The organism is Streptomyces sp. NBC_01474, assembly GCF_035918215.1.
In the GTDB taxonomy this organism is placed as follows: domain Bacteria; phylum Actinomycetota; class Actinomycetes; order Streptomycetales; family Streptomycetaceae; genus Streptomyces; species Streptomyces aureus.
This window is the reverse complement of sequence record NZ_CP109449.1, coordinates 3,933,411-3,954,420: the sequence shown is the minus strand read 5'-3', so window position 1 is coordinate 3,954,420 and position 21,010 is coordinate 3,933,411. Positions and strand designations below refer to the sequence as shown.

The 21,010-nt window shown below is 71.1% G+C and carries 21 protein-coding genes; 14 read left to right on the top strand and 7 right to left on the bottom strand.

The window, feature by feature from the left end; all coding sequences use genetic code 11:
- Positions 1-78 precede the first annotated feature (78 nt).
- Genes OG758_RS18125 through OG758_RS18115 form a run of 3 tightly spaced genes read left to right on the top strand, consistent with a single transcriptional unit; the run spans position 79 to position 3,100 of the window.
- The gene (locus OG758_RS18125; RefSeq protein WP_326710973.1) at positions 79-879 is read left to right on the top strand and encodes a lysophospholipid acyltransferase family protein; all 801 of its coding nucleotides are present in this window, start codon (positions 79-81) and stop codon (positions 877-879) included.
- The gene (locus OG758_RS18120; protein ID WP_326710972.1) at positions 876-1,886 is read left to right on the top strand and encodes an NAD(P)H-dependent glycerol-3-phosphate dehydrogenase; all 1,011 of its coding nucleotides are present in this window, start codon (positions 876-878) and stop codon (positions 1,884-1,886) included. The genes OG758_RS18125 and OG758_RS18120 overlap by 4 nt, the downstream gene beginning before the upstream one ends.
- 56 nt (positions 1,887-1,942) lie before the next feature.
- Positions 1,943-3,100 carry a D-alanine--D-alanine ligase family protein gene (locus OG758_RS18115; protein WP_326710971.1) on the top strand — a complete coding sequence of 386 codons (1,158 nt, stop codon included), beginning with the start codon at positions 1,943-1,945 and terminating at the stop codon, positions 3,098-3,100.
- A gap of 26 nt (positions 3,101-3,126) precedes the next feature.
- Here OG758_RS18115 and OG758_RS18110 read toward each other — a convergent pair whose 3' ends face one another.
- Both OG758_RS18110 and OG758_RS18105 read right to left on the bottom strand, forming a co-directional pair.
- Positions 3,127-3,618: a DUF3515 domain-containing protein gene (locus OG758_RS18110; protein WP_326710970.1), complete on the bottom strand. Its 492-nt coding sequence runs from the start codon at positions 3,616-3,618 to the stop codon at positions 3,127-3,129.
- Positions 3,619-3,638: 20 nt separating this feature from the next.
- Positions 3,639-3,872, bottom strand: coding sequence for an Lrp/AsnC family transcriptional regulator (locus tag OG758_RS18105; RefSeq protein WP_016642988.1), 234 nt, complete (start codon positions 3,870-3,872; stop codon positions 3,639-3,641).
- 224 nt (positions 3,873-4,096) lie between these two features.
- Between OG758_RS18105 and OG758_RS18100 the strand changes: the two genes are divergently transcribed.
- The gene (locus OG758_RS18100; RefSeq protein ID WP_266559630.1) at positions 4,097-5,062 is read left to right on the top strand and encodes a thiamine-phosphate kinase; all 966 of its coding nucleotides are present in this window, start codon (positions 4,097-4,099) and stop codon (positions 5,060-5,062) included.
- 5 nt (positions 5,063-5,067) lie between these two features.
- On the opposite strand, the gene OG758_RS18095 is transcribed toward OG758_RS18100, so the two are convergent.
- From OG758_RS18095 to rpmB, 3 genes are all read right to left on the bottom strand, one after another.
- Positions 5,068-6,324, bottom strand: a complete 1,257-nt coding sequence (locus OG758_RS18095; protein ID WP_326710969.1) for an FAD-dependent monooxygenase — start codon at positions 6,322-6,324, stop codon at positions 5,068-5,070.
- Positions 6,325-6,359: 35 nt separating this feature from the next.
- A complete protein-coding gene (locus tag OG758_RS18090) occupies positions 6,360-9,380 on the bottom strand; it encodes a BTAD domain-containing putative transcriptional regulator (protein ID WP_326710968.1) in 3,021 nt (1,006 codons plus the stop codon).
- Positions 9,381-9,605: 225 nt separating this feature from the next.
- Positions 9,606-9,791 carry a 50S ribosomal protein L28 gene (gene rpmB, locus OG758_RS18085; RefSeq protein WP_003951095.1) on the bottom strand — a complete coding sequence of 62 codons (186 nt, stop codon included), beginning with the start codon at positions 9,789-9,791 and terminating at the stop codon, positions 9,606-9,608.
- Between the two features lie 247 nt (positions 9,792-10,038).
- On the opposite strand from rpmB, the gene OG758_RS18080 reads away from it, so the two are divergent.
- The 9 genes from OG758_RS18080 (at position 10,039) to mutM (ending at position 19,002) form a co-directional block, all read left to right on the top strand.
- Complete coding sequence (locus OG758_RS18080) at positions 10,039-11,700, top strand: DAK2 domain-containing protein (protein WP_326710967.1); 1,662 nt, start codon at positions 10,039-10,041, stop codon at positions 11,698-11,700.
- Positions 11,701-11,738: 38 nt separating this feature from the next.
- A complete protein-coding gene (recG, locus tag OG758_RS18075; RefSeq protein ID WP_326710966.1) occupies positions 11,739-13,955 on the top strand; it encodes an ATP-dependent DNA helicase RecG in 2,217 nt (738 codons plus the stop codon).
- A 52-nt stretch (positions 13,956-14,007) separates the two neighbouring features.
- Positions 14,008-14,607 carry a 16S rRNA (guanine(966)-N(2))-methyltransferase RsmD gene (rsmD, locus tag OG758_RS18070; protein WP_326710965.1) on the top strand — a complete coding sequence of 200 codons (600 nt, stop codon included), beginning with the start codon at positions 14,008-14,010 and terminating at the stop codon, positions 14,605-14,607.
- A gap of 26 nt (positions 14,608-14,633) precedes the next feature.
- Positions 14,634-15,113 carry a pantetheine-phosphate adenylyltransferase gene (coaD, locus tag OG758_RS18065; protein WP_227300596.1) on the top strand — a complete coding sequence of 160 codons (480 nt, stop codon included), beginning with the start codon at positions 14,634-14,636 and terminating at the stop codon, positions 15,111-15,113.
- A 73-nt stretch (positions 15,114-15,186) separates the two neighbouring features.
- Entirely contained in the window at positions 15,187-16,254 is a 1,068-nt protein-coding gene (locus OG758_RS18060; RefSeq protein ID WP_326710964.1) for an ATP synthase F0 subunit B, read from the top strand.
- A gap of 152 nt (positions 16,255-16,406) precedes the next feature.
- On the top strand, positions 16,407-17,042 hold the full coding sequence (locus tag OG758_RS18055; RefSeq protein WP_326715953.1) for a YceD family protein: 636 nt from the start codon (positions 16,407-16,409) through the stop codon (positions 17,040-17,042).
- Between the two features lie 2 nt (positions 17,043-17,044).
- Positions 17,045-17,218 (top strand): 50S ribosomal protein L32, encoded by a 174-nt coding sequence (gene rpmF, locus OG758_RS18050; RefSeq protein ID WP_006139588.1) that lies wholly within the window; start codon positions 17,045-17,047, stop codon positions 17,216-17,218.
- A 19-nt stretch (positions 17,219-17,237) separates the two neighbouring features.
- Positions 17,238-18,038, top strand: coding sequence for a ribonuclease III (rnc, locus tag OG758_RS18045; RefSeq protein WP_100595043.1), 801 nt, complete (start codon positions 17,238-17,240; stop codon positions 18,036-18,038).
- Positions 18,039-18,135: 97 nt separating this feature from the next.
- The gene (gene mutM / locus OG758_RS18040; protein ID WP_326710963.1) at positions 18,136-19,002 is read left to right on the top strand and encodes a bifunctional DNA-formamidopyrimidine glycosylase/DNA-(apurinic or apyrimidinic site) lyase; all 867 of its coding nucleotides are present in this window, start codon (positions 18,136-18,138) and stop codon (positions 19,000-19,002) included.
- On the opposite strand, the gene OG758_RS18035 is transcribed toward mutM, so the two are convergent.
- Positions 18,969-19,361 carry a winged helix-turn-helix transcriptional regulator gene (locus OG758_RS18035; RefSeq protein ID WP_266559609.1) on the bottom strand — a complete coding sequence of 131 codons (393 nt, stop codon included), beginning with the start codon at positions 19,359-19,361 and terminating at the stop codon, positions 18,969-18,971. The genes mutM and OG758_RS18035 overlap by 34 nt on opposite strands.
- Before the next feature lie 71 nt (positions 19,362-19,432).
- Positions 19,433-20,530: a CAP domain-containing protein gene (locus tag OG758_RS18030; RefSeq protein WP_326715952.1), complete on the bottom strand. Its 1,098-nt coding sequence runs from the start codon at positions 20,528-20,530 to the stop codon at positions 19,433-19,435.
- A 153-nt stretch (positions 20,531-20,683) separates the two neighbouring features.
- On the opposite strand from OG758_RS18030, the gene OG758_RS18025 reads away from it, so the two are divergent.
- Positions 20,684-20,965, top strand: a complete 282-nt coding sequence (locus tag OG758_RS18025; protein ID WP_266559605.1) for an acylphosphatase — start codon at positions 20,684-20,686, stop codon at positions 20,963-20,965.
- Positions 20,966-21,010 lie beyond the last annotated feature (45 nt).

Sequence of the window (21,010 nt, the reverse complement as noted above, 5' to 3'; positions counted from 1 at the left end):
CCGGCGGCCTGGGGCGACACTTGTGCGGCTGACCAGGTCCGAGAGGGCCTTCAAAGGTCCATAGAGGAAGGTGTCCGAGTGTCCCGCCGCAGAATCGGCTTCTGGTACCGCCTGGCGGCGGTCATCGCTAAACCGCCGCTCGTGGTTCTGATCAAGCGGGACTGGCGCGGAATGGAGAACATTCCGGCCGACGGGGGCTTTATCACCGCGGTGAACCACAATTCGCATCTGGACCCGTTCGCCTACGCGCACTTCCAGTACAACACCGGACGCGTTCCGCGATTCCTCGCCAAGCACGGGCTCTTCAAGAAGGGGTTCATCGGCGCCATCATGCGCGGCACCGGACAGATCCCCGTCTACCGCGAGACCACGAATGCGCTCAGCGCGTTCCGTGCCGCCATCGACGCCGTCGAGCGCGGGGAGTGCGTCGCCTTCTACCCGGAGGGCACCCTCACCCGCGATCCGGACCTGTGGCCCATGACCGCCAAGACGGGCGTCGCGCGCGTGGCACTGCAGACCAAGTGCCCCGTGATTCCTGTCGCCCAGTGGGGCGCCAACCTTGTGCTCGCGCCGTACGCGAAGAAGCCCGACCTGCTGCCGCGCAAGACGCACCACGTCCTCGCCGGGCCGCCGGTCGACCTGGAGCGCTTCTACGACAAGGAGATGACCCCGGAACTCCTCAAGGAGGCCACCGAGGTCATCATGACGGCGATCACCGGCCTGCTCGGTGAACTGCGCGGCGAGCAGCCTCCGCAGCGGCGTTACGACCCCCGTGAGGCGCGCATCGCGCAGCGCCGCAAGGCCGCCGGGACCAACACCCTTACGGAGCAGGCCGGTTCGCCCGCCATCGAGCTCGGAAGTCCTGAGGAGAGCAAGTGACCCCACCCGTCAAGGCGGCCGTCTTCGGAACCGGCTCCTGGGGTACGGCCTTCGCCACGGTGCTCGCCGACGCGGGGTGCGACGTCACCCTGTGGGCGCGCAGGCCCGAACTTGCCGAAGCGGTCAACTCCACGCGTACGAACCCCGATTACCTCCCCGGCGTCGACCTCCCCGGCAACATCAGGGCCACCACCGACGCAGCGGAAGCCGCGGACGGCGCCGAGTTCACGGTGCTCGCCGTGCCCTCGCAGACGCTGCGTGCCAACCTCGCCGAGTGGACGCCGCTGCTCGCGCCCGGCACGGTCCTCGTCTCCCTCATGAAGGGCGTCGAGCTCGGCTCCGCCATGCGGATGAGCGAGGTCATCGAGGACGTCACCAAGGTCGGCGACGACCGCATCGCGATCGTGACGGGCCCCAACCTCGCCCGCGAGATCGCCGCCCGGATGCCCGCCGCCGCCGTCGTCGCCTGCCGCGACGAATCGGTTGCGCAGCGCCTCCAGACCGCCTGCCACACGCCGTACTTCCGGCCGTACACGAACACCGACGTGATCGGCTGCGAGCTCGGCGGAGCCGTGAAGAACGTCATCGGGCTCGCCGTCGGCATCGCCGACGGCATGGGCCTCGGCGACAACGCGAAGGGCTCCCTCATCACGCGCGGCCTCGCCGAGACCACCCGGCTCGGCCTCGCGATGGGCGCCGACCCCCTCACCTTCTCCGGGCTCGCGGGCCTCGGCGACCTCGTCGCCACCTGCTCCTCGCCCCTGTCGCGCAACCACACCTTCGGCACGAACCTGGGCAAGGGCATGACCCTCCAGGAGACCATCGCGGTCACCAAGCAGACCGCAGAGGGCGTCAAGTCCTGCGAGTCGGTGCTCGACCTGGCGCGCCGGCACGGCGTCGACATGCCGATCACCGAAACCGTCGTCGGCATCGTGCACGAGGGGAAGCCGCCGGTCGTCGCCCTGAAGGAGCTGATGTCGCGCAGCGCCAAGCCCGAACGGCGCTGACGCGGGGCTCGCCGGACGCTGACTCCGCTGCTACCAGCAGGTACGCTCAACGCGATATGAGCAGCGAGAACCTTCCCCAGAGCAGCCGCCCGTCGGGCCAGAAGCCCCGTGTGGCCGTCGTCTTCGGCGGTCGCAGCTCCGAGCACGGCGTTTCCGTCGTCACCGCAGGCGCCGTGCTGCGGGCCATCGACCGCACCAAGTACGACGTGCTGCCGATCGGCATCACGCGGGAGGGCCGTTGGGCGCTGACGGCCGACGATCCCGAGCGGATGGCCATCACCGACCGCAAGGTGCCGGACGTCGCCGAGCTCGCCGAGTCCGCCGAGGGCGGGGTCGTGCTGCCCGTCGACCCGTCGAGCCGCGAGGTCGTCTACACGGAGCCCGGCTCCGTGCCCAAGGTCCTCGGTGACGTCGACGTCGTGTTCCCCGTCCTGCACGGCCCGTACGGCGAGGACGGCACCATCCAGGGCCTGCTGGACCTGTCCGGGACGCCGTACGTCGGCTGTGGCGTCCTGTCCTCGGCCGTCGGCCAGGACAAGGACTACATGAAGCGGGTGTTCACCTCGTTCGGGCTGAAGGTCGGCCCCTACCTGGTGATCCGGCCGCGCGAGTGGGAGAACGACAGGGAAGGCGCGCGGCGCCGCATCGCGGACTTCGTCGGCGAGCAGGGCTGGCCGCTGTTCATCAAGCCCGCGCGCGCGGGTTCGTCGATCGGCATCACCAAGGTCGACTCCTTCGAGGGCCTCGACGAGGCGATCGAGGAGGCCCGCAGCCACGACCCGAAGATCATCGTGGAGGCGGCACTCGTCGGCCGCGAGATCGAGTGCGGAGTCCTGGAGTTCGAGGACGGGCCGCGTGCGAGCGTGCCGGCCGAGATCCCGCCGGTCCAGGCCCACGACTTCTACGACTTCGAGGCCAAGTACATCGACTCGGCGTCCGGCATCGTGCCCGCGCCGCTCACCGACGAGCAGACGGCCGAGGTGCAGCGGCTCGCGGTCGAGGCGTTCGACGCGGCGTCCTGCGAGGGCCTCGTGCGCGCCGACTTCTTCCTCACCGAGGACGGCGAGTTCGTGATCAACGAGATCAACACGCTGCCCGGCTTCACCCCGATCTCCATGTACCCGCGGATGTGGCAGGAGAGCGGCGTGAGCTACCAGGAGCTGGTGGACCGCCTCATCCAGGCGGCGCTGAACCGGTCGACGGGGCTGCGCTAGTCACGCAGCGATCCGATCCGTGCAGGTCAGTCGGCGATCCCTTCGGGGATCGCCTTCTTGACGGGCCCGGCGAAGTCGACCAGGGGTGAGGCCCCCTCGGCGGCCAGCTCCTTGGGCAGGGTGACCTCCACATAGGCGACCCGCAGCGTCGTCGTGAGCACCTGCGTGCCGTCGTCCCGCTTCTCGTACGCCCAGCCCACGCCGTTCACCTTCACCGGCAGAGCCTGGGGGTCGTCCATCAGCGCGGGCCGTGCGACACCGCAGCGCAGTATGATCGCCGGATCTCCCCACCCCGCGGTCAGCTCGGACCGCGGAGAGGGGTCGTTCCTTCCGTGCCCGTCCACCGTGTCCGGAAGCCTCTTGTGCAGGTTCCGGCACAGGTCCGTGACCTTGGCGTCAGGGGTGGGAACCGCTGCGTGCGCCGTGTCGTCTGCTGAGGAGCAGCCCGAGACGGCGAGCAGCAGGGCCAGGGCGGGGAGCCCGGTGGCAAGGCGGGACCGGTGACGGAAGAAGTTCACCGACCAAGGTTAGACGGGGGCTACAAGTGCACGACCGGGCAGGTCAGGGTGCGGGTGATGCCGTCCACTTGCTGGACCTTGGCGACCACCATGCGGCCCAGCTCATCGACTGTGTCGGCCTGTGCGCGCACGATGACGTCGTAGGGACCTGTCACGTCCTCGGCCTGGATCACCCCCGGGATCTTGCCGATCAGCTCGGCTACGGTCGACGCCTTGCCGACTTCGGTCTGAATCAGGATGTACGCCTGTACCACGGAACCTCCAGGGCGGCCACGAGGATCATGTGGGGAGAAGAGACGCCACGGTATCGCGTCGCCGCTCGCCGCGGGGAGACCCGCGGTGTCTGTGGCGTACACACTGCGACTGACGGACGGCGGGCACCGGTCCACGGGACGGTCCCGCCGATGACAATGACCGTACCGATGACAGAGACGGCTCGCGACCGCAAGCGGACCGGGGCAGAAGGGGCAGTACGCGCATGAAGGGCACCGTCGGCGAGCTGGGCGAGTTCGGGCTCATCCGAGAGCTCACCTCCCGGCTCACCACCACCCCGGCCGTACGACTCGGCCCGGGCGACGACGCGGCCGTGGTGGCCGCGCCGGACCGCAGGGTCGTCGTGAGCACGGACATCCTCCTCGAAGGGCGGCACTTCCGCCGCGACTGGTCCACGGCCTACGACGTCGGGCGCAAGGCGGCCGCGCAGAACCTCGCGGACATCGCCGCCATGGGCGCCGTCCCGACCGCGCTCCTGCTCGGCCTCGTGGTCCCCGCCGAACTCCCCGCCAGCTGGCCGAACGAGCTGATGGACGGCCTGCGCGACGAGTGCCAGGTCGCGGGCGCCGCCGTCGTCGGAGGCGATGTCGTACGCGGCGACACCATCACCGTCGCGATCACCGCGCTCGGCGACATGCGCAACCACGAGCCGGTCACGCGCGCCGGCGCACAGCCCGGCGACGTCGTCGCGGTGACCGGCTGGCTCGGCTGGTCCGCGGCCGGGCACGCGGTCCTCTCGCGCGGTTTCCGCTCGCCCCGCGCCTTCGTCGAGGCCCACCGCCGGCCCGAGCCGCCGTACCACGCGGGCCCCGCGGCCGCCGGGCTCGGCGCCACCGCCATGTGCGACGTCAGCGACGGCCTCATCGCCGACCTGGGGCACATCGCGGAGGCCAGCAAGGTCCGGATCGACATCAAGTCCGGCAAGGTCGACGTGCCTTCGCAGATGAACGACATCGGGCAGGCCGTCGGCGTCGACCCGATCCAGTGGGTGCTCACCGGGGGAGAGGACCACGCGATCGTGGCCACGTTCCCGCCGGACGTGAAGCTGCCCGCCCGCTGGAAGGTGATCGGCGAGGTCCTCAACCCGTCGGCGCTGCCCCAGGTGACGGTCGACGGCGCCCCGTGGACGAACAAGGGCGGCTGGGACCACTTCGGGGACGTAGAGGGCTGACGGGCTCACCGGCCGCGTACCGCCGCGGCCGGTACGTCCAGCAGGGCCGGGTAGTCCTTCAGGTCGAGCGCCGTCGCGGCCTTCTCCGTCAGGCGCTTGAAGAACCCGGCCATCAGGCGGGAGCTGAGCAGCCGGTACATGCGGTCGCGGCTGCGGATCTTCCGCTCGGTGGGCGGGGCGAAGAAGGGGCCCGCGTTGCCCGAGATCTTCTGGCAGCCCTTCGCGAAGTCCCCGATCTGCGCCTCGTAGGCGGCGAACGCGGTGCGGTGTTCGCCGTCGGCCAGGGCCAGTTCACCCGCGAGGACATACGCCCCGACGATCGCGACGCCGGTGCCCATGCCGCCCATCGTGGCGCCGTACCCGGCGTCGCCGAGCAGGACCACGCGGCCCTTGGTGAGCCGGTCGACGTGGATCTGCGCGATCGCGTCGAAGTACAGGTCGTCCGCGTCCTCCAGCGCCTTGAGGACCCGCGGCGCCTCCCAACCCATCCCCGCGAACCGCTCCGCGAGGATCCGCTTCTGCCGGTCCACGTCCTTGCGGTCGTGGTAGAGAAGGTCGGAGCGGAACACCAGGAGCGCGCCCGCGCGGTCCGGGTCACCGTCGTAGTTGCTGACGCAGACCGCCCGGCCCGGGTCGCTGTACAGCCGGCCGGTGCGATCGAGGCCCAGGTGGTTGGGGATGCCGAAGCCGGCCACGTAGTGGTCGAGGAACCGCAGGTAGCGGGACTCGTCGCCGAACACGAGACGGCGGGTGGGGGAGTGCAGTCCGTCGGCCGCCACGACGAGGTCGAAGCGGCGGGGTGCCGCGCGCTCGAAGGTGACGTCGACCCCGCGGTCGTCCTCGGACAGGGTGGCGATCGAGTCACCGAAGACGTACTCCACGGTGTCCCTGCTGTGCTCGTACAGGATGTGGGCGAGGTCGCCGCGGAAGATCTCCACGTCGCCGCTCATCAGCTCCGCCGGCAGGTCGACGCGCGGGGTGCCGTCGGCGTCGACGACCGTCTGGCGGCCCATGCGGGTCTGGCGCGCGTGGATGTCGTCGTGGATGCCGAGGGCGGTCAGGACCGTGCGGTGCACCCAGCCGCGGAAGTCGACCGCGAATCCGCCCTCGCGCAGGTCGGCGGCCTTCTCGACGACGGTGACGCGGGCTCCGTGGAGGGACAGGGCGAGGGCGACGGCGGGGCCGGCGACGCTGGCGCCGGAGACCAGGACGTCGAGGTGGGACAGCCGGGCCGATGCGTACGGGGTGTGTGTGTTCTTCATGTCCCCGAGCCTCGCGGGCGCCCCTGACCACCCGCTTACGGTCGGCTGACCGCCGCTGACCGCATCGCCCGGCCCTCCTCGAACGCCTTCTCGTACGTCTCCGGAGTGAGCGCCGCACGGATCCGCGCCTCTACGGGGGCGACGTCCGGGTCCCCGGCGAGCGCGAGGCCGCGCAGGCCCGCACCGGCCCCGAGCAGCACCGCGGCCTCGCGCGGATCCCGCGCCACGGAGGCCAACGCCTCGGCCGCGTCGGCGAGTTCGAGGGCGCGCGTGGGTCCGTCACAGAGCGCGAGCCCCTGCTCGAACCAGTCGCGCGCCTCGTCGGGCCGTGACACGGCGAGCGCGACGCGGCCCAGACCGATGAGGGTCCGCACGGTCTCGCCGACGCTGAACCAGTTCGCCGCGCACAGTTCGAGAGCCGCTTCGTAGTGCACGCGCGCGTGCTCCGTGTCCCCGCCGATCCGTGCCACATCGCCGAGCCCGCGCCGCGCGCTCGCCACCTTGTCGGGGACGGCAGCCGTGCGGGCCATTGCGGCCGACCGCGTGAAGTGGTCGGCGGCGTCCCGGAGTTGGCCCTGGTGAAGCAGGACACACGCGCGCCGGTGCAGCAGATCGGCGGTCTCCTCCGGGGCTTCGAGCGCGGCCACGTGCGCGAGACCCTCGTCAAGCAGCGCCAGGGCCCGCCCCCGATCACCGCGCCAGTCCGCGAACATGCCCAGCGGATCAAGGCAGTTGGCCATGCCCCACCGGTCCCCGGTCGCCCGGAATCCGGCGAGCGCCCGCTCGAAATGCTCCTCCGACGTGACGGGGCGCCCCGCGAACCACTCCTGGAAGCCCAGGCCGACATCCAGCAGCGCGAGCCCCCAGGGCGCTTCGCCGACCTGCCGGCGCACCCGCTCCTTCACGGCGTACTGCGGCCCGTACGCCACCGACCACAGGACCACCACGAACGGCCGCCGCAGCGCGTGGTCCCGGGATGCGAGCACGGCCTCCGCGCGGGCCAGGCGCTGCGGTTCGCGCGGGTCGTTCCCGTCGCCCGCGACCGTGTTGATCACGCACAGGACGTACTCCTCGGCAAGGTCCTCCGGCGGCTCGTCCCCGAGCGCCGCGAGCAGCTCGCGGGCCAGCGGCACATGCGCGCCGTGCAGCCCGCGCAGCCGCCAGAACCAGGACAGGTCCGCCATCAGCCGCAGCGCCGCGCGCGGGTCAGCGCCCACGAGATGACGCAGGGCCGCCGACAGGTTGTCCCGCTCGGCCCCGAGCGCGGCCAGCCGCGGCAGCTGCCCGCCGCCGCGCAGATACGGCTCGGCCTGCGCCGCCAGTCCCCGGAAGTACGCGGCGTGCGCGTCCCGCAGCCCCGACAGCTCGCCCTCGTCGGCCAGATGCTCCGCGCAGAACGCGCGGATCGTCTGAAGCATCCGGTAGCGCCCGCCGGCCGCTTCCAGGAAGGACTTCTCCGTGAGCGAGGCCAGCAGGTCCTCCGGGTACGGCACTCCGCACACGGCCTCGACCGCGGCGAGCGTCGCGCCCCCGGACGACCCGCCGGCGAACACGGCCATCCGCCGCGCGAGATCCCGCTCCTCCTCGTCGAGCAGCTCCCAGCTCCACTCGACGACCGCGCGCAGCGTGCGGTGCCGGGGCGCCTTGGTGCGGTCGCCGCGGGACAGCAGCCGGAAGCGGTCGCCCAGACGGTCGGCGAGCTCGTCGACGGTGAGCGTGCGCAGCCTGGCCGCGGCGAGTTCGATCGCCAGCGGCAGCCCGTCGAGGGCCTCGCAGATCCCGTGAACGGCCTCCACGCGCGCGTGCAGATCGGCATCGGGCCGTACGGCTGCCGCCCGGTCCATGAACAGACGCGCCGCGGGTCCGGCCGCGAGTGGCGGCACCGGGCACAGTGCCTCACCCGTGATGCCGAGCGCCTCCCGGCTCGTGGCGAGGATCCGCAGCCCGGGACACGCGCCGAGCAGCACGCCGGCGGTGCGGGCCGCCTCGTCGACGAGGTGCTCGCAGTTGTCGAGCACGAGCAGCACCTCGCGTCCCTCCAGCGCGTCGATCAGCCGCTCGACCGGATCTCCCTGGGGCCCCCGGAACCCCTCACGCACCCCGAGCGCCGCGAGCAGCGCGTACGGCACCTGCTCGCCGCCGGCGGGAGGCGCCAGCTCGGCCCAGCACACGTCGGTCCTGTCCCGCGCGGCCTCGGCCGCGAGCCGGGTCTTGCCCGCCCCGCCCGGACCGGTGAGCGTCACGAGCCGCGCCCCGGCGAGCAAGGCGTCGATCCGCGAGAGCTCGTCGGCCCGTCCCACGAACCGGGTCAGCTGCGCCGGAACGCCCCGCCCGCGCGCGGGTTCCCGCCCCCGCAGGAGTTCCAGGTGCAGCGCCGAGAGCTCCGCAGAAGGATCGGCCCCCAGCTCGTCGGCGAGGACGCGCCGCACCTCCGCGTACACGGCGAGCGCCTCGGCGGGCCGCCCGTCCGCGTGGAGGGCGCGCATCAGCTGACCGTAGAGGCGTTCGCTGAGGGGATGGGCGGCGATCAGCTCCCGCAGCCCGGGTACGAGACCGCCACCCGAGCCGAGCGCGAGTTCCGCCTCGATACGGGTCTGGGCGGCGGTGAGCCTGATCTCGTCGAGACGGCTGCCGAAGGCGGCAGGCAGGTCGGCGAGCGCGGGACCGCGCCAGAGCCCGAGTGCCTCTCCGAGGAGCGCGGATGCCTGGGAAGGGTCCCCGGCCGTGAACGCCCGCTCGCCCTCGGCGGCCAGCCGCTCGAAACGGTGCACGTCCACATCGTCCGGACCGACGGCCAGCCGGTAGCCTGCCGGAGTGGCCTCGATGTCGAGGGAGAGCCGCTTGCGCAGCCTTGAGACCTGCGACTGCAGCGCGTTCGCGGCGCCGGCCGGCGGCTCGTCCCCGTACAGGCCGTCGATCAGGCGCTCCGCCGGGACGGTCCGGCCCGCCTCAAGGAGCAGCAGCGTCAGCAACGCCCGCGGGCGCGGACCGCCGGGGTCCAGCGGGGTGCCGTCGGGGGCGCGTACGTCGAGGGGGCCGAGGATGCCGAAGCGCATTGGTCAGATTGTGGCAGGGGTTACGGGGAGCATCCCGGGCCTGTGCCCTTGCGACTCTTCCTGGCATGAAAACGGCACGAAACAGCTGAAAACGTCATGAAGACGGCATGGAGACGGCATGGAGACGGCATGGAGACGTCATGAAGGCGGCATAAAAAAAAGGACCGGCCCCCGAGGGGACCGGTCCTTTAAGCAACCAGCTAGGTGGCCGCGCTACGCGTTACGTCAGCGCGAGACCTTGCCGGCCTTGATGCACGAGGTGCAGACGTTGAGCCGCTTCGGCGTCCGCCCGACCACTGCACGCACACGCTGGATGTTCGGGTTCCAGCGACGGGACGTACGGCGGTGCGAGTGCGAAATGTTGTTGCCGAAGCTCGGCCCCTTGCCGCAGACGTCGCAGTTGGCAGCCACGGGTCACTCCAAGACTTCAGATGCACTTACGGTTGATCCCGGCATGCCGGGATCGGATCGGAGGATCTGAGTGGCGGTGCCAGGGGAAGGCCCGATGGATATCGGGCAACCGGAGCAGCATACAACGGCTGCTTCGGTAGAACGAAACTACCATGGTTGCCCCGGTTGCCGTCCCGGGCCCTCTTCCGGAGGGACCCCCTCCGGGGTCTACGCTGCGATGCCAGTTCGGCTGCTCTAGGAGGCGCAGGTGCCGCAGGTGCTCGACGTCCACGCGGTGCGCGCCTGGTGCGCACTGGCCCTGGAGGCGCTCGGGCGGGACCGCGAGGAGATCGACGCGATCAACGTCTATCCCGTCGCGGACGGGGACACAGGCACCAATCTCTACCTGACCGTCGAGTCCGCGGTGCAGGCGGTCGAAGCGGTCTTCACGGGCCTCGAACCCGCACCGCCCGCGCTGCCCGACGTCGTCCACGCGATGGCTCACGGAGCCCTGATCGGGGCCCGCGGAAACTCCGGAACGATCCTCGCGCAGCTCCTTCGCGGCATGGCCCAGGTCCTCGCGGGCGACGCCGACGGTGAGGCGGATCACAGCGACAGCGCCGTCGGGGACACCCTGCGGCGCGCACTGCGCCGGGCCGCCGAGTCCGCCCGGGAAGCGGTCGCGCACCCCGTGGAGGGCACGGTTCTGACGGTGGCCGCCGCCGCTGCCGACGCCGCCGACGGTCACTCCGGAGACTGCGGTGACGTGGCCCGCGCCGCGTACGACGGCGCCCGTACCGCGCTCGACGCGACGCCGGGACAGCTCGCGGTCCTGGGGCGCGCGGGCGTCGTGGACGCGGGCGGGCGCGGGCTCGTGGCGGTGCTCGGCGCGCTGACGGAGGCGCTCTCGGGCGACCCGGTGGCACCTCCGGGCGGCCGGGGCGTGCACCACGCGCGCGTGGCCGCCGACCAGTCGCTGGACTGCGCGGACGGCGAAGGGCCCGCCTTCGAGGTCATCTACCTCCTGGAGGCCGACGACCAGGCCGTGGCTCGGCTGCGGACCCGGCTCGACGGCCTCGGCGACTCCCTCGTGGTCGTCGGCGGCGACGGACTGTGGAACGTCCATGTGCACGTCGACGACGCGGGCGCCGCAGTCGAGGCGGGCGTCGAGGCCGGCCGCCCGTACCGCATCCGCATCACGCACTTCGCCGCCGGCGACGCCCACACGACGCACCCCACGTCCGGCTCCGCGCCGACAGGGGAGCGCGCCCAGCGCGCGATCGTCGCCGTGGTCCCCGGGGAGGGGCTCGCCGGTCTGTACAGCGAGGCGGGCGCCACCGTCGTACCCGAGCGGCCCGGCGAGGTGCCCGGCAGCGGGGAACTGGTCGAGGCGATCCGGCGGGCGCACGCGCGCGAAGTGGTGCTCCTGCCGAACGACGCCGAACTGCGCCACACCGCCGCGGCAGCGGCCGAGCAGGCCCGCACCGAAGGCGTGCGGGTCGCGCTCATCCCCACCCGGTCCGCGATCCAGGGCATCGCCGCGCTCGCCGTCCACGAGAAGGAGCGGCGCTTCGACGAGGACGTCGTCGCGATGACGTCGGCGGCCGGCGCGACCCGCTACGCCGAACTGGCCGTCGCCGAGCGGCAGTCGTGGACGATGGCCGGCATCTGCCAGGCCGGGGACTTCCTCGGCCTCATCGACGGGGACGTCGCCGTGATCGGCGAAGAGGTGACCCGGACGGCCCGTACGACCCTCGACAGGATGCTGGCCGCGGGCGGCGAGATGGTCACCCTCGTCCTCGGCGACGAGGTGCCCGACGAGGTCGCCGAACGGCTCGAACGGCACGTACGCGAGACGTACCTGGCCGTCGACACCGTGGTCTACCGGGGCGGAAGGAACTCCGCGCTCATGCTCATCGGTGTCGAGTAGCCCACGGTGAGCCCCCTTTGTCAGTGGCGTGGTGTGCAATGGATCTCGTGCCCGCGCTCGAAGAACCGCTGAAGAAAGCGCTCGGTCCCGCCACCGCGAAGGTGATGGCCGAGCACCTGGACCTGCACACGGTCGGTGACCTGCTCCACCACTATCCGCGCAGATACGCGGAGCGCGGCGAGCTCACCCGCCTCGCCGACCTGCCCCTCGACGAGCACGTCACCGTGGTCGCCCAGGTCGCGAGCGCCCGCATCCTGAAGTTCAACGGAGGCACCGGCCAGCGCCTCGAAGTGACCATCACGGACGGCAGCGGCCAGCTCCAGCTGGTCTTCTTCGGCCGTGGCATCCACAAGCCGCACAAGGACCTCCTGCCCGGCACGCGCGCGATGTTCGCGGGCAAGGCCTCCGTCTTCAACCGCAAGATGCAGCTCGCGCACCCGGCGTACGAGCTGCTGCGGACCGACGCCCTGGACGCCGACGAGGCCGACGAGGCGATCGGCTCCTGGGCCGGCGCCCTCATCCCGATCTACCCGGCCACCGCCAAGCTGGAGTCGTGGAAGATCGCCAAGGCCGTCGACATGGTGCTGCCCAGCGCCCAGGAGGCCCTCGACCCCCTGCCGGACTCGCTGCGCGAGGGCCGCGGCCTCGTCCCGCTGCCCGAAGCGCTCCTGAAGGTCCACCGGCCCCACACGAAGGCGGACATCGCCGACGCCCGCGCCCGCCTCAAGTGGGACGAGGCGTTCGTCCTCCAAGTCGCCCTCGCCAGGCGGAGGTTCGCCGACGCGCAGCTGCCCGCCGTGGCCCGCGTCCCCCGCCCCGACGGCCTGCTCACGGCGTTCGACGCGAAGCTCCCCTTCACCCTCACCGACGGCCAGCAGAAGGTCTCCAAGGAAATCTTCGACGGCCTCGCCACCGAACACCCGATGCACCGCCTGCTCCAGGGAGAGGTCGGTTCCGGGAAGACGATGGTCGCCCTGCGCGCCATGCTCGCCGTCGTCGACGCGGGCGGGCAGGCCGCGATGCTCGCGCCGACCGAGGTCCTCGCCCAGCAGCACCACCGGTCCATCACCGAGATGATGGGCGAGCTCGCCGAGGGCGGGATGCTCGGGGGTGCCGAGCACTCCACCAAGGTCGTTCTGCTCACCGGCTCCATGGGCGTCGCGGCCCGCCGCCAGGCACTTCTCGACCTCGTCACGGGCGACGCGGGCATCGTCATCGGGACGCACGCCCTGATCGAGGACAAGGTCCAGTTCCACGACCTGGGACTGGTCGTCGTCGACGAGCAGCACCGCTTCGGCGTCGAGCAGCGCGACGCCCTGCGCGGCAAGGGCAAGCAGCCCCCGCACCTGCTGGTCATGACGGCCACCCCCATTCCCCGTACGGTCGCGATGACGGTCTTCGGCGACCTGGAGACCTCCGTCCTCGATCAGCTGCCCGCCGGGCGATCGCCGATCGCCACCCACGTCGTGCCCGCCGCCGACAAGCCGCACTTCCTCGCGCGCGCCTGGGAGCGCGTACGCGAGGAAGTGGAGAACGGGCATCAGGCGTACGTCGTCTGCCCCCGCATCGGAGACGAGGAGGAGCAGGGCAAGAAGGGCAAGGGGGCCAAGAAGGAGTCCGCCGAGGACGCGGCCGAGAAGCGGCCTCCGCTCGCCGTCCTGGACGTCGCCGAGGAGCTGGCCCACGGCGCCCTGCGCGGGCTGAAGGTGGAGGTTCTGCACGGCAGGATGCAGCCCGACGACAAGGACGCCGTGATGCGCCGCTTCGCCGCGGGCGAGACGGACGTCCTGGTCGCGACCACGGTCATCGAGGTCGGGGTGAACGTGCCGAACGCCACAGCCATGGTGATCATGGACGCCGACCGCTTCGGCGTCTCCCAGCTCCATCAGCTGCGCGGCCGCGTCGGCCGTGGCTCGGCGGCGGGCCTGTGTCTCCTGGTCAGCGAGATGCCGGAGGCCAGCCCCGCCCGCGCCCGTCTCGGCGCCGTCGCCGCCACGCTCGACGGGTTCGAGCTCTCCCGCATCGACCTGGAGCAGCGCCGCGAGGGCGACGTCCTCGGCCAGGCCCAGTCCGGGGTGCGCTCGTCCCTGCGCGTGCTCGCCGTCATCGAGGACGAGGAGATCATCGCCGAGGCCCGCCAGGAGGCGACGGCCGTCGTCGCCGCCGACCCGGACCTGGAGCACCTGCCGGGCCTGCGCACGGCCCTGGACGCGCTCCTGGACGAGGAGCGCGAGCAGTACCTCGACAAGGGCTGACAAACTGGAGGTCCCCGCACCTCCCTTCAGCCCCTTCTCCACTAGGACTCAGATGACCCGCGTGATCGCCGGCCGGGCCGGCGGACGTCGCCTGTCCGTCCCGCCGGGCAACGGCACCCGCCCCACGTCCGACCGGGCGCGCGAAGCCCTCTTCTCCACCTGGCAGTCACTGCTCGGCGGCCCGCTGGACGGCGAGCGTGTGCTCGACCTGTACGGCGGCTCGGGCGCCGTGGGCCTGGAGGCGCTGTCGCGCGGCGCGGGGCACGCGCTCCTGGTGGAGGCCGACGCCCGCGCGGTCCGCACCATCCGCGAGAACGTGAAGTCCCTCGGCCTCCCCGGCGCCGAGGTCAGAGCGGGCAAAGCGGAACAGATCGTCCGGGGCCCGGCCCCCGCCACCCCGTATGACCTGGTCTTTCTCGACCCTCCGTATGTCGTCCCGGACGACGATCTTCGGGAGATTCTGCTCACACTCGCTTCTGGGGGCTGGCTCGCGGACGAAGCGCTCGTCACCGTGGAGCGAAGCACCAGGGGCGGTGTTTTCCCGTGGCCGGACGGATTTGAGGCACTGAGGTCCCGTCGCTACGGCGAGGGAACGTTTTGGTACGGTCGCGCCGCCCTGAAGAGCACCGTCACGTGCGAGGAAGCACCGTGACCGGACCGGAGAGCGAGGGACTCGCGTTGCGCCGCGCCGTCTGTCCGGGGTCGTTCGACCCCATCACCAATGGCCACCTCGACATCATCGGCCGAGCGTCGAAGCTGTACGACGTCGTGCACGTCGCGGTGATGATCAACCAGTCGAAGAAGGGCCTCTTCGAGATCGAGGAGCGGATCGAGCTGATCCGCGAGGTCACCGCCGAGTTCGGCAACGTGGAGGTCGAGTCGTTCCACGGACTGCTCGTCGACTTCTGCAAGCAGCGCGACATCCCGGCCATCGTGAAGGGCCTGCGTGCCGTCAGTGACTTCGACTACGAGCTGCAGATGGCCCAGATGAACAACGGCCTAACGGGCGTGGAGACCCTCTTCGTCCCCACCAACCCGACGTACAGCTTCCTCTCCTCGTCCCTGGTGAAGGAGGTCGCGGCCTGGGGCGGCGACGTCTCCCACCTGGTGCCGCCGGCGGTCTTCGAGGCGCTCACCCAGCGCCTCCCCAAGAAGTGACATCCGGGCGCCAGTTGGCCGTACAGTCGTCCCGTCCGTCTCCAACACCCCTGTAGAGAGTGGCGAGCACACGGTGGACGTGCAGAAGAAGATCGACGAGATCGTCGCCGCGGTCGGCAATGCCCGGTCCATGCCCATGTCGGCCTCGTGTGTGGTCAATCGCGCCGACCTGCTCGCGATGCTCGAAGAGGTGCGCCAGGCGCTGCCCGGCTCCCTCGCGCAGGCCGAGGAGCTGATCGGCGGACGCGCGCAGATGGTCGAGCAGGCCCGCCAGGAGGCCGAGCGGATCATCGAGACGGCGCACGCCGAGCGCGGTTCGCTGATCTCCGACACCGAGGTCGCGCGCCGTTCCCAGGACGAAGGGGAGCGGATCCTCGCCGAGGCCCGCAAGGAGGCCGAGGAGATCCGGGCGGAGGCCGACGACTACGTCGACTCCAAGCTCGCCAACTTCGAGGTCGTCCTCACCAAGACCCTCGGCTCCGTGGGCCGCGGCCGCGAGAAACTCCTCGGCACCGGCCCGGGCGTCGACGACCAGGGCTACGAGGACGAGGACGCTCCCGAGCGCAGCCACGACCCCGAGACCCTGCGCCGCGACGCCGACTCGTACGTCGACGTGAAGCTCGGCGCCTTCGAGGCGGTCCTCGCCAAGACTCTGGAGGCGGTCGGCCGCGGCCGGCACACGCTCCAGGGCCGGGTCGCCAGCGACGAGCTCGGTGCCCTCGGCGACGGCACGGGCGCCCAGCACACCAGTGACGCCGACTACCTCGCCGGTCTCGCGGAGATCGGCAGCGCCCCCGCGGAGCCGGACCGGGAGATCCCCCAGGCCCCGCAGATCCCGGCCCAGCAGCCGGTGTACGCCCAGCAGCAGGACCCGCAGCAGGACGTGTACGGCTACCAGCAGCAGCCCTACGGCCAGCAGGACCCGTACGCCGTCTACCAGCAGGACCCGTACGCGTACCAGCAGCAGCAGGACCTGTACGCCTACCAGCAGCATCAGCAGCAGCAGGGCTACGACCAGGCCCAGGCGGGCTATGCGCAGCCGCAGATGGCACACGAGCCGGCGGCGCTCGACGAGACCAGCCTCTTCGACACCAGCATGATCAGCACGGAGCAGCTGAGGCAGTACGAACAGGGGCGCTGACTCCGGATTGGGCCGTGAGCGAAAGGTCCAGTATCCTGGTTCTTCGGTCGCGCGTACGTCCGCGATCTCAGCTGCCCGGGTTCATTCGGGACAGCGAACCCCTTGAGCAGCTTGAACAACCTGAGCATCGAAAACCGAAAGCAGGACCAGCCCTGAGTACGCACCTCGACCACCGCAACCCTCTCGTGTTCGATACGCACGAGCTGGGACGGCGTCCTGGTGCCCAGCAGCGGCTGACCCGCACGGTCGACGCCCCCAAGGACTTCGGTATCGAAGGGGTCATCGGAGTGCCGGAAGGCGCGCCGATGGAGCTCGAGGTCCGCCTCGAGTCGGTCATGGAAGGGGTGCTTGTCACAGGCACCGCCCGTGCATCGGCTCAGGGGGAGTGCGTAAGGTGTCTGGAGCCGCTCGGCCTCGAGGTCGACGCGGACTTCCAGGAGATGTTCTCGTACCCTGACGCCGACGACCGGGGCCGCACCGCGGAACCGGCCGACGACGCCGAGGAAGACGAGGACAGGCTCTTTCTCGAGGACGGCTTGTTCGACCTCGAGCCTGTGCTGCGTGATGCGGTGGTGCTCGCACTGCCGATGCAGCCGGTGTGCCAGGACGACTGCCCGGGTCTGTGCTCCCAGTGCGGAGCTCGGCTCGCGGACGATCCGGACCACCACCACGACGCCGTCGACATCCGTTGGGCGGCACTGCAGGGACTCGCCGGGACCATCCAGGACGGCGAGAAGGACGAGATGAGCGGCGCCGAAGCTGGCGTCGACGAGAAGCAGGAGAAGTAGCCGTGGCTGTTCCGAAGCGGAAGATGTCGCGCAGCAACACGCGCCACCGCCGGTCGCAGTGGAAGGCTGCGGTCCCCACCCTGGTTGCGTGCGAGCGCTGCCACGAGCCCAAGCTGCAGCACATCGCGTGCCCGGCTTGTGGCACTTACAACAAGCGCCAGGTCCTCGAGGTCTGAGCGGCTGGTGAGAGGCGCAATGTCTGAGTCGAACAAGACGGACAATGCCTCGTCCCACACGCTTCTGGAAGGGCGGCTCGGGTACAAGCTCGAGTCCGCCCTTCTGGTGCGTGCACTGACCCACCGCTCGTACGCGTACGAGAACGGCGGTCTTCCGACGAACGAGCGGCTCGAGTTCCTCGGGGACTCCGTGCTCGGCCTCGTCGTCACGGACACGCTGTACACCACCCACCCCGACCTGCCCGAAGGCCAGCTGGCCAAGTTGCGGGCCGCGGTGGTCAATTCGCGTGCACTTGCGGAGGTCAGCCGTGGGCTCGACCTGGGCTCCTTCATCCGGCTCGGCCGGGGCGAAGAGGGCACGGGCGGCCGGGACAAGGCGTCCATCCTCGCCGACACGCTCGAAGCGGTGATCGGCGCCGTATATCTCGACCAGGGTCTGGACGCGGCGGGCGAACTCGTCCACCGTCTCTTCGATCCCCTGATCGAGAAGTCCTCGAATCTGGGTGCGGGCCTGGACTGGAAGACCAGTCTCCAGGAGCTCACCGCGACCGAGGGGCTCGGCGTTCCCGAGTACCTGGTCTCGGAGACCGGCCCCGACCACGAGAAGACCTTTACTGCTGCCGCCCGCGTCGGAGGCGTCTCGTACGGCACCGGCACCGGCCGCAGCAAGAAGGAAGCGGAGCAGCAGGCCGCTGAATCGGCATGGCGCGCGATCCGCGCGGCTGCCGACGAGCGCGCCGAGGCGGCGAAGACGGCTGATGCCGTCGAGGCCACCGTGGCTGCCGAGGGAAACGCCGACTCCTCCTCGGCGTCTGCCTGACGCCCGCATCCGAACTGTCCGGTGCCGACCGTCCTGAGGGACGGTCGGCACCGTTCGTTTCGTTCCAGAGCTTCCAGAGCCCTCACAAGGAGACACCGTGCCCGAGCTGCCCGAGGTCGAGGTCGTACGGCGCGGACTCGAGCGCTGGGTCGCCCACCGCACCGTCGCCGACGTGGAGGTCCTGCACCCGCGCGCCGTGCGCCGTCACCTCGGGGGCGGCGAGGACTTCGCTAACCGGCTGAAGGACCAGCGCATCGGTGTACCCGAGCGGCGCGGGAAGTATCTGTGGCTGCCGCTGGAGCCGACGGGCGGCGCGGTCCTCGCGCACCTCGGCATGAGCGGACAGCTCCTGGTGCAGCCGGCCGAGGCGCCGGACGAGAAGCATCTGCGGATCCGCGTCCGCTTCGCCGACGAGCTGGGTACGGAGCTGCGCTTCATCGACCAGCGCACCTTCGGCGGCCTCTCGCTGCACGAGACGGGCCCCGACGGGCTGCCGGACGTCATCGCGCACATCGCGCGCGACCCGCTGGACCCGAAGTTCGACGACGCCGCGTTCCACGAGGCGCTGCGCAGGCGCCGTACGACCATCAAGCGGGCCCTGCTCGACCAGTCTCTGATCAGCGGCGTCGGCAACATCTACGCGGACGAGGCGCTGTGGCGCTCGCGGCTCCACTACGAGCGGCCGACCACCGGCTTCACGCGCCCGCGCACGGCCGAACTCCTCGGCCACGTACGGGACGTGATGAACGCGGCCCTGGCCGTCGGCGGCACCAGCTTCGACAGCCTCTACGTGAATGTGAACGGCGAGTCCGGCTACTTCGACCGCTCGCTCGACGCCTACGGGCGCGAGGGTGAGCCGTGCCGGCGCTGCGGCACGATCATTCGCCGGCGCCCCTGGATGAACCGCTCCAGCTACTTCTGCCCGCGCTGTCAGCGCCCGCCGCGCGCCCCGTCCGCGTCGTAGCGGGCGCGTGAGGCGAGCACGTCGTCCATCCGGCCCTCGACGAACTGGATGAGGGTCAGCAGCCGTTCGGAGATCTCGCGCCCGAGCGGCGTCAGCTCGTAGTCCACGCGCGGCGGGTTGGTCGGCTGCGCCTCGCGATGCACGAGGCCGTCGCGCTCCAGTGCGTGCAGGGTCTGCGACAGCATCTTCTCGCTCACGCCGTCCACCCGGCGCCGCAGCTCGTTGAAGCGGAAGCTGCCCTCGTGCAGCGCCCCGAGGGTGAGCGCACCCCAGCGGCCCGTCACGTGCTCGAGGGTGCCGCGGGACGGGCACTGCCGGGAGAACACGTCGTACGCGAGATCGCCGCCGCTCGATTCCATGCGGCAAGCGTACTCCGGCACAGCGCGAACCTCAGGGGTGCGCTAACTGATGGTTAGTGCGCGTAGGGGCTTCAGAAGCCGAAGTCCTGCGTCCACCACGGGCCGCCCGACCCGAAGTGCACGCCGACACCCAGCGTCTTGTAGTCGCAGTTGAGGATGTTCGCGCGGTGGCCCGGGCTGTTCATCCAGGAGTCCATGACGGACTGGGCGTTGGCCTGGCCGCGGGCTATGTTCTCGCCACCGAGGTCCGTTATGCCGGCCTTCTTCGCGCGGTCCCAGGGCGTTGCGCCATCCGGGTCCGTGTGGTCGAAGAAGCCACGTGCGGCCATGTCCTCGCTGAAGTTCCCGGCGAGGGAGGCGAGACCGCTGTCCGCGGCCACCGGGCTGCAGCCGACCTTGGCCCGCTCCGTGTTGACCAGCGCGAGCACCTGGGCCTCGGCCGACGCCTCGCCGGACGGGGCCTTCAGGCTGGGCGCGGCCGCCGGGGGCTTCGGCTTCGTGGTGGCGGTCTTCGAAGGGGTCGCAGTCCTGGGCGAGGTCGCCGTGCCGCCGGAACCGGAATGGGAAGCGGAACTCGAGGACTTGCTCGGTGAAGCCGTCTTCGACGGGGTCGAAGACGGCTTCGACGAAGATTGCGAGGGAGAGCCCGAGCGCTCCGCACCGCGGCTCGCGGAGGAGGGGGCGCGGTCGGCGCTGCCGTCCGTCCCGCCCTGCGTCTGGAGTCCCGAGGGGGAGTCGGCGGCGCGCACCTTGTCGGCGCCGCTGCCGCCGCCCAGCGAGTAGTTGTCCATGCCGGGGATCACCCCGGAGGCCACCGCGACGGCGCCCACCGCCACAGCGGCCGAGACTCCGAGGAGCCCCGCCCGCACCGGCCTGGCGACGTGCTTCCTGCGGCGGTGCGAGCTGCTGCCCGGGCTGCCGGAGGATGTGTACGCGGCCTGGGGCTCGCCCGGGTAGGTGTCGTCGAAGGCCCGACCCAGGTCGCCGTTTGCCGTGGCGTGCGGGCCGGCGAATCCGCCGGCGGCGTACCTCTCCTTGTGCGCGCCGTCGTACGCGCCGGTCTGCCCGGCCTCGTACACACCGTCGTGCCCGGCATACGAACCGGCCGTGCTGTCCGTGGCGCGACCCGTGGCGGCGCGGCCGGCGTCGGAGCGTCGGTGGCGTCCCATCTTGTGGCCTTCCTCGTCCTCGCTGTGGTCAATGCGACTCACCAGTTTCAATGCGACTCGCCCGTACGGGTGACGCACATTGGTCCGGGACGGTACCCCACGACGCAAGGGGGCGAAGTGCTCCGAGTGCAATTGGCCGGTTAGCGTGCCCCTATGAACGAAGACGTACGCATCACCGCCTGGGTGCGCGGACGCGTCCAACGTGTGGGTTTTCGCTGGTTCACGAGGGCGAAGGCTCTTGAGATCGGCGGCCTGAGTGGCTTTGCTCTCAATTTGGACGACGGCCGGGTCCAGGTCGTCGCGGAGGGTTCACGCGAGAGTTGTCAGGGCCTTCTCGACTGGCTCCGCGACGGCGACACACCCGGGAGGGTCGACGGAGTCACGGAGATCTGGGACGCCCCGCGCGGCGGATACGCCGACTTCGCCATTCGCTGAGAAGGACGCGCAGGCCAGGGCCCTGAGAGGCGTTCATGGCATGCC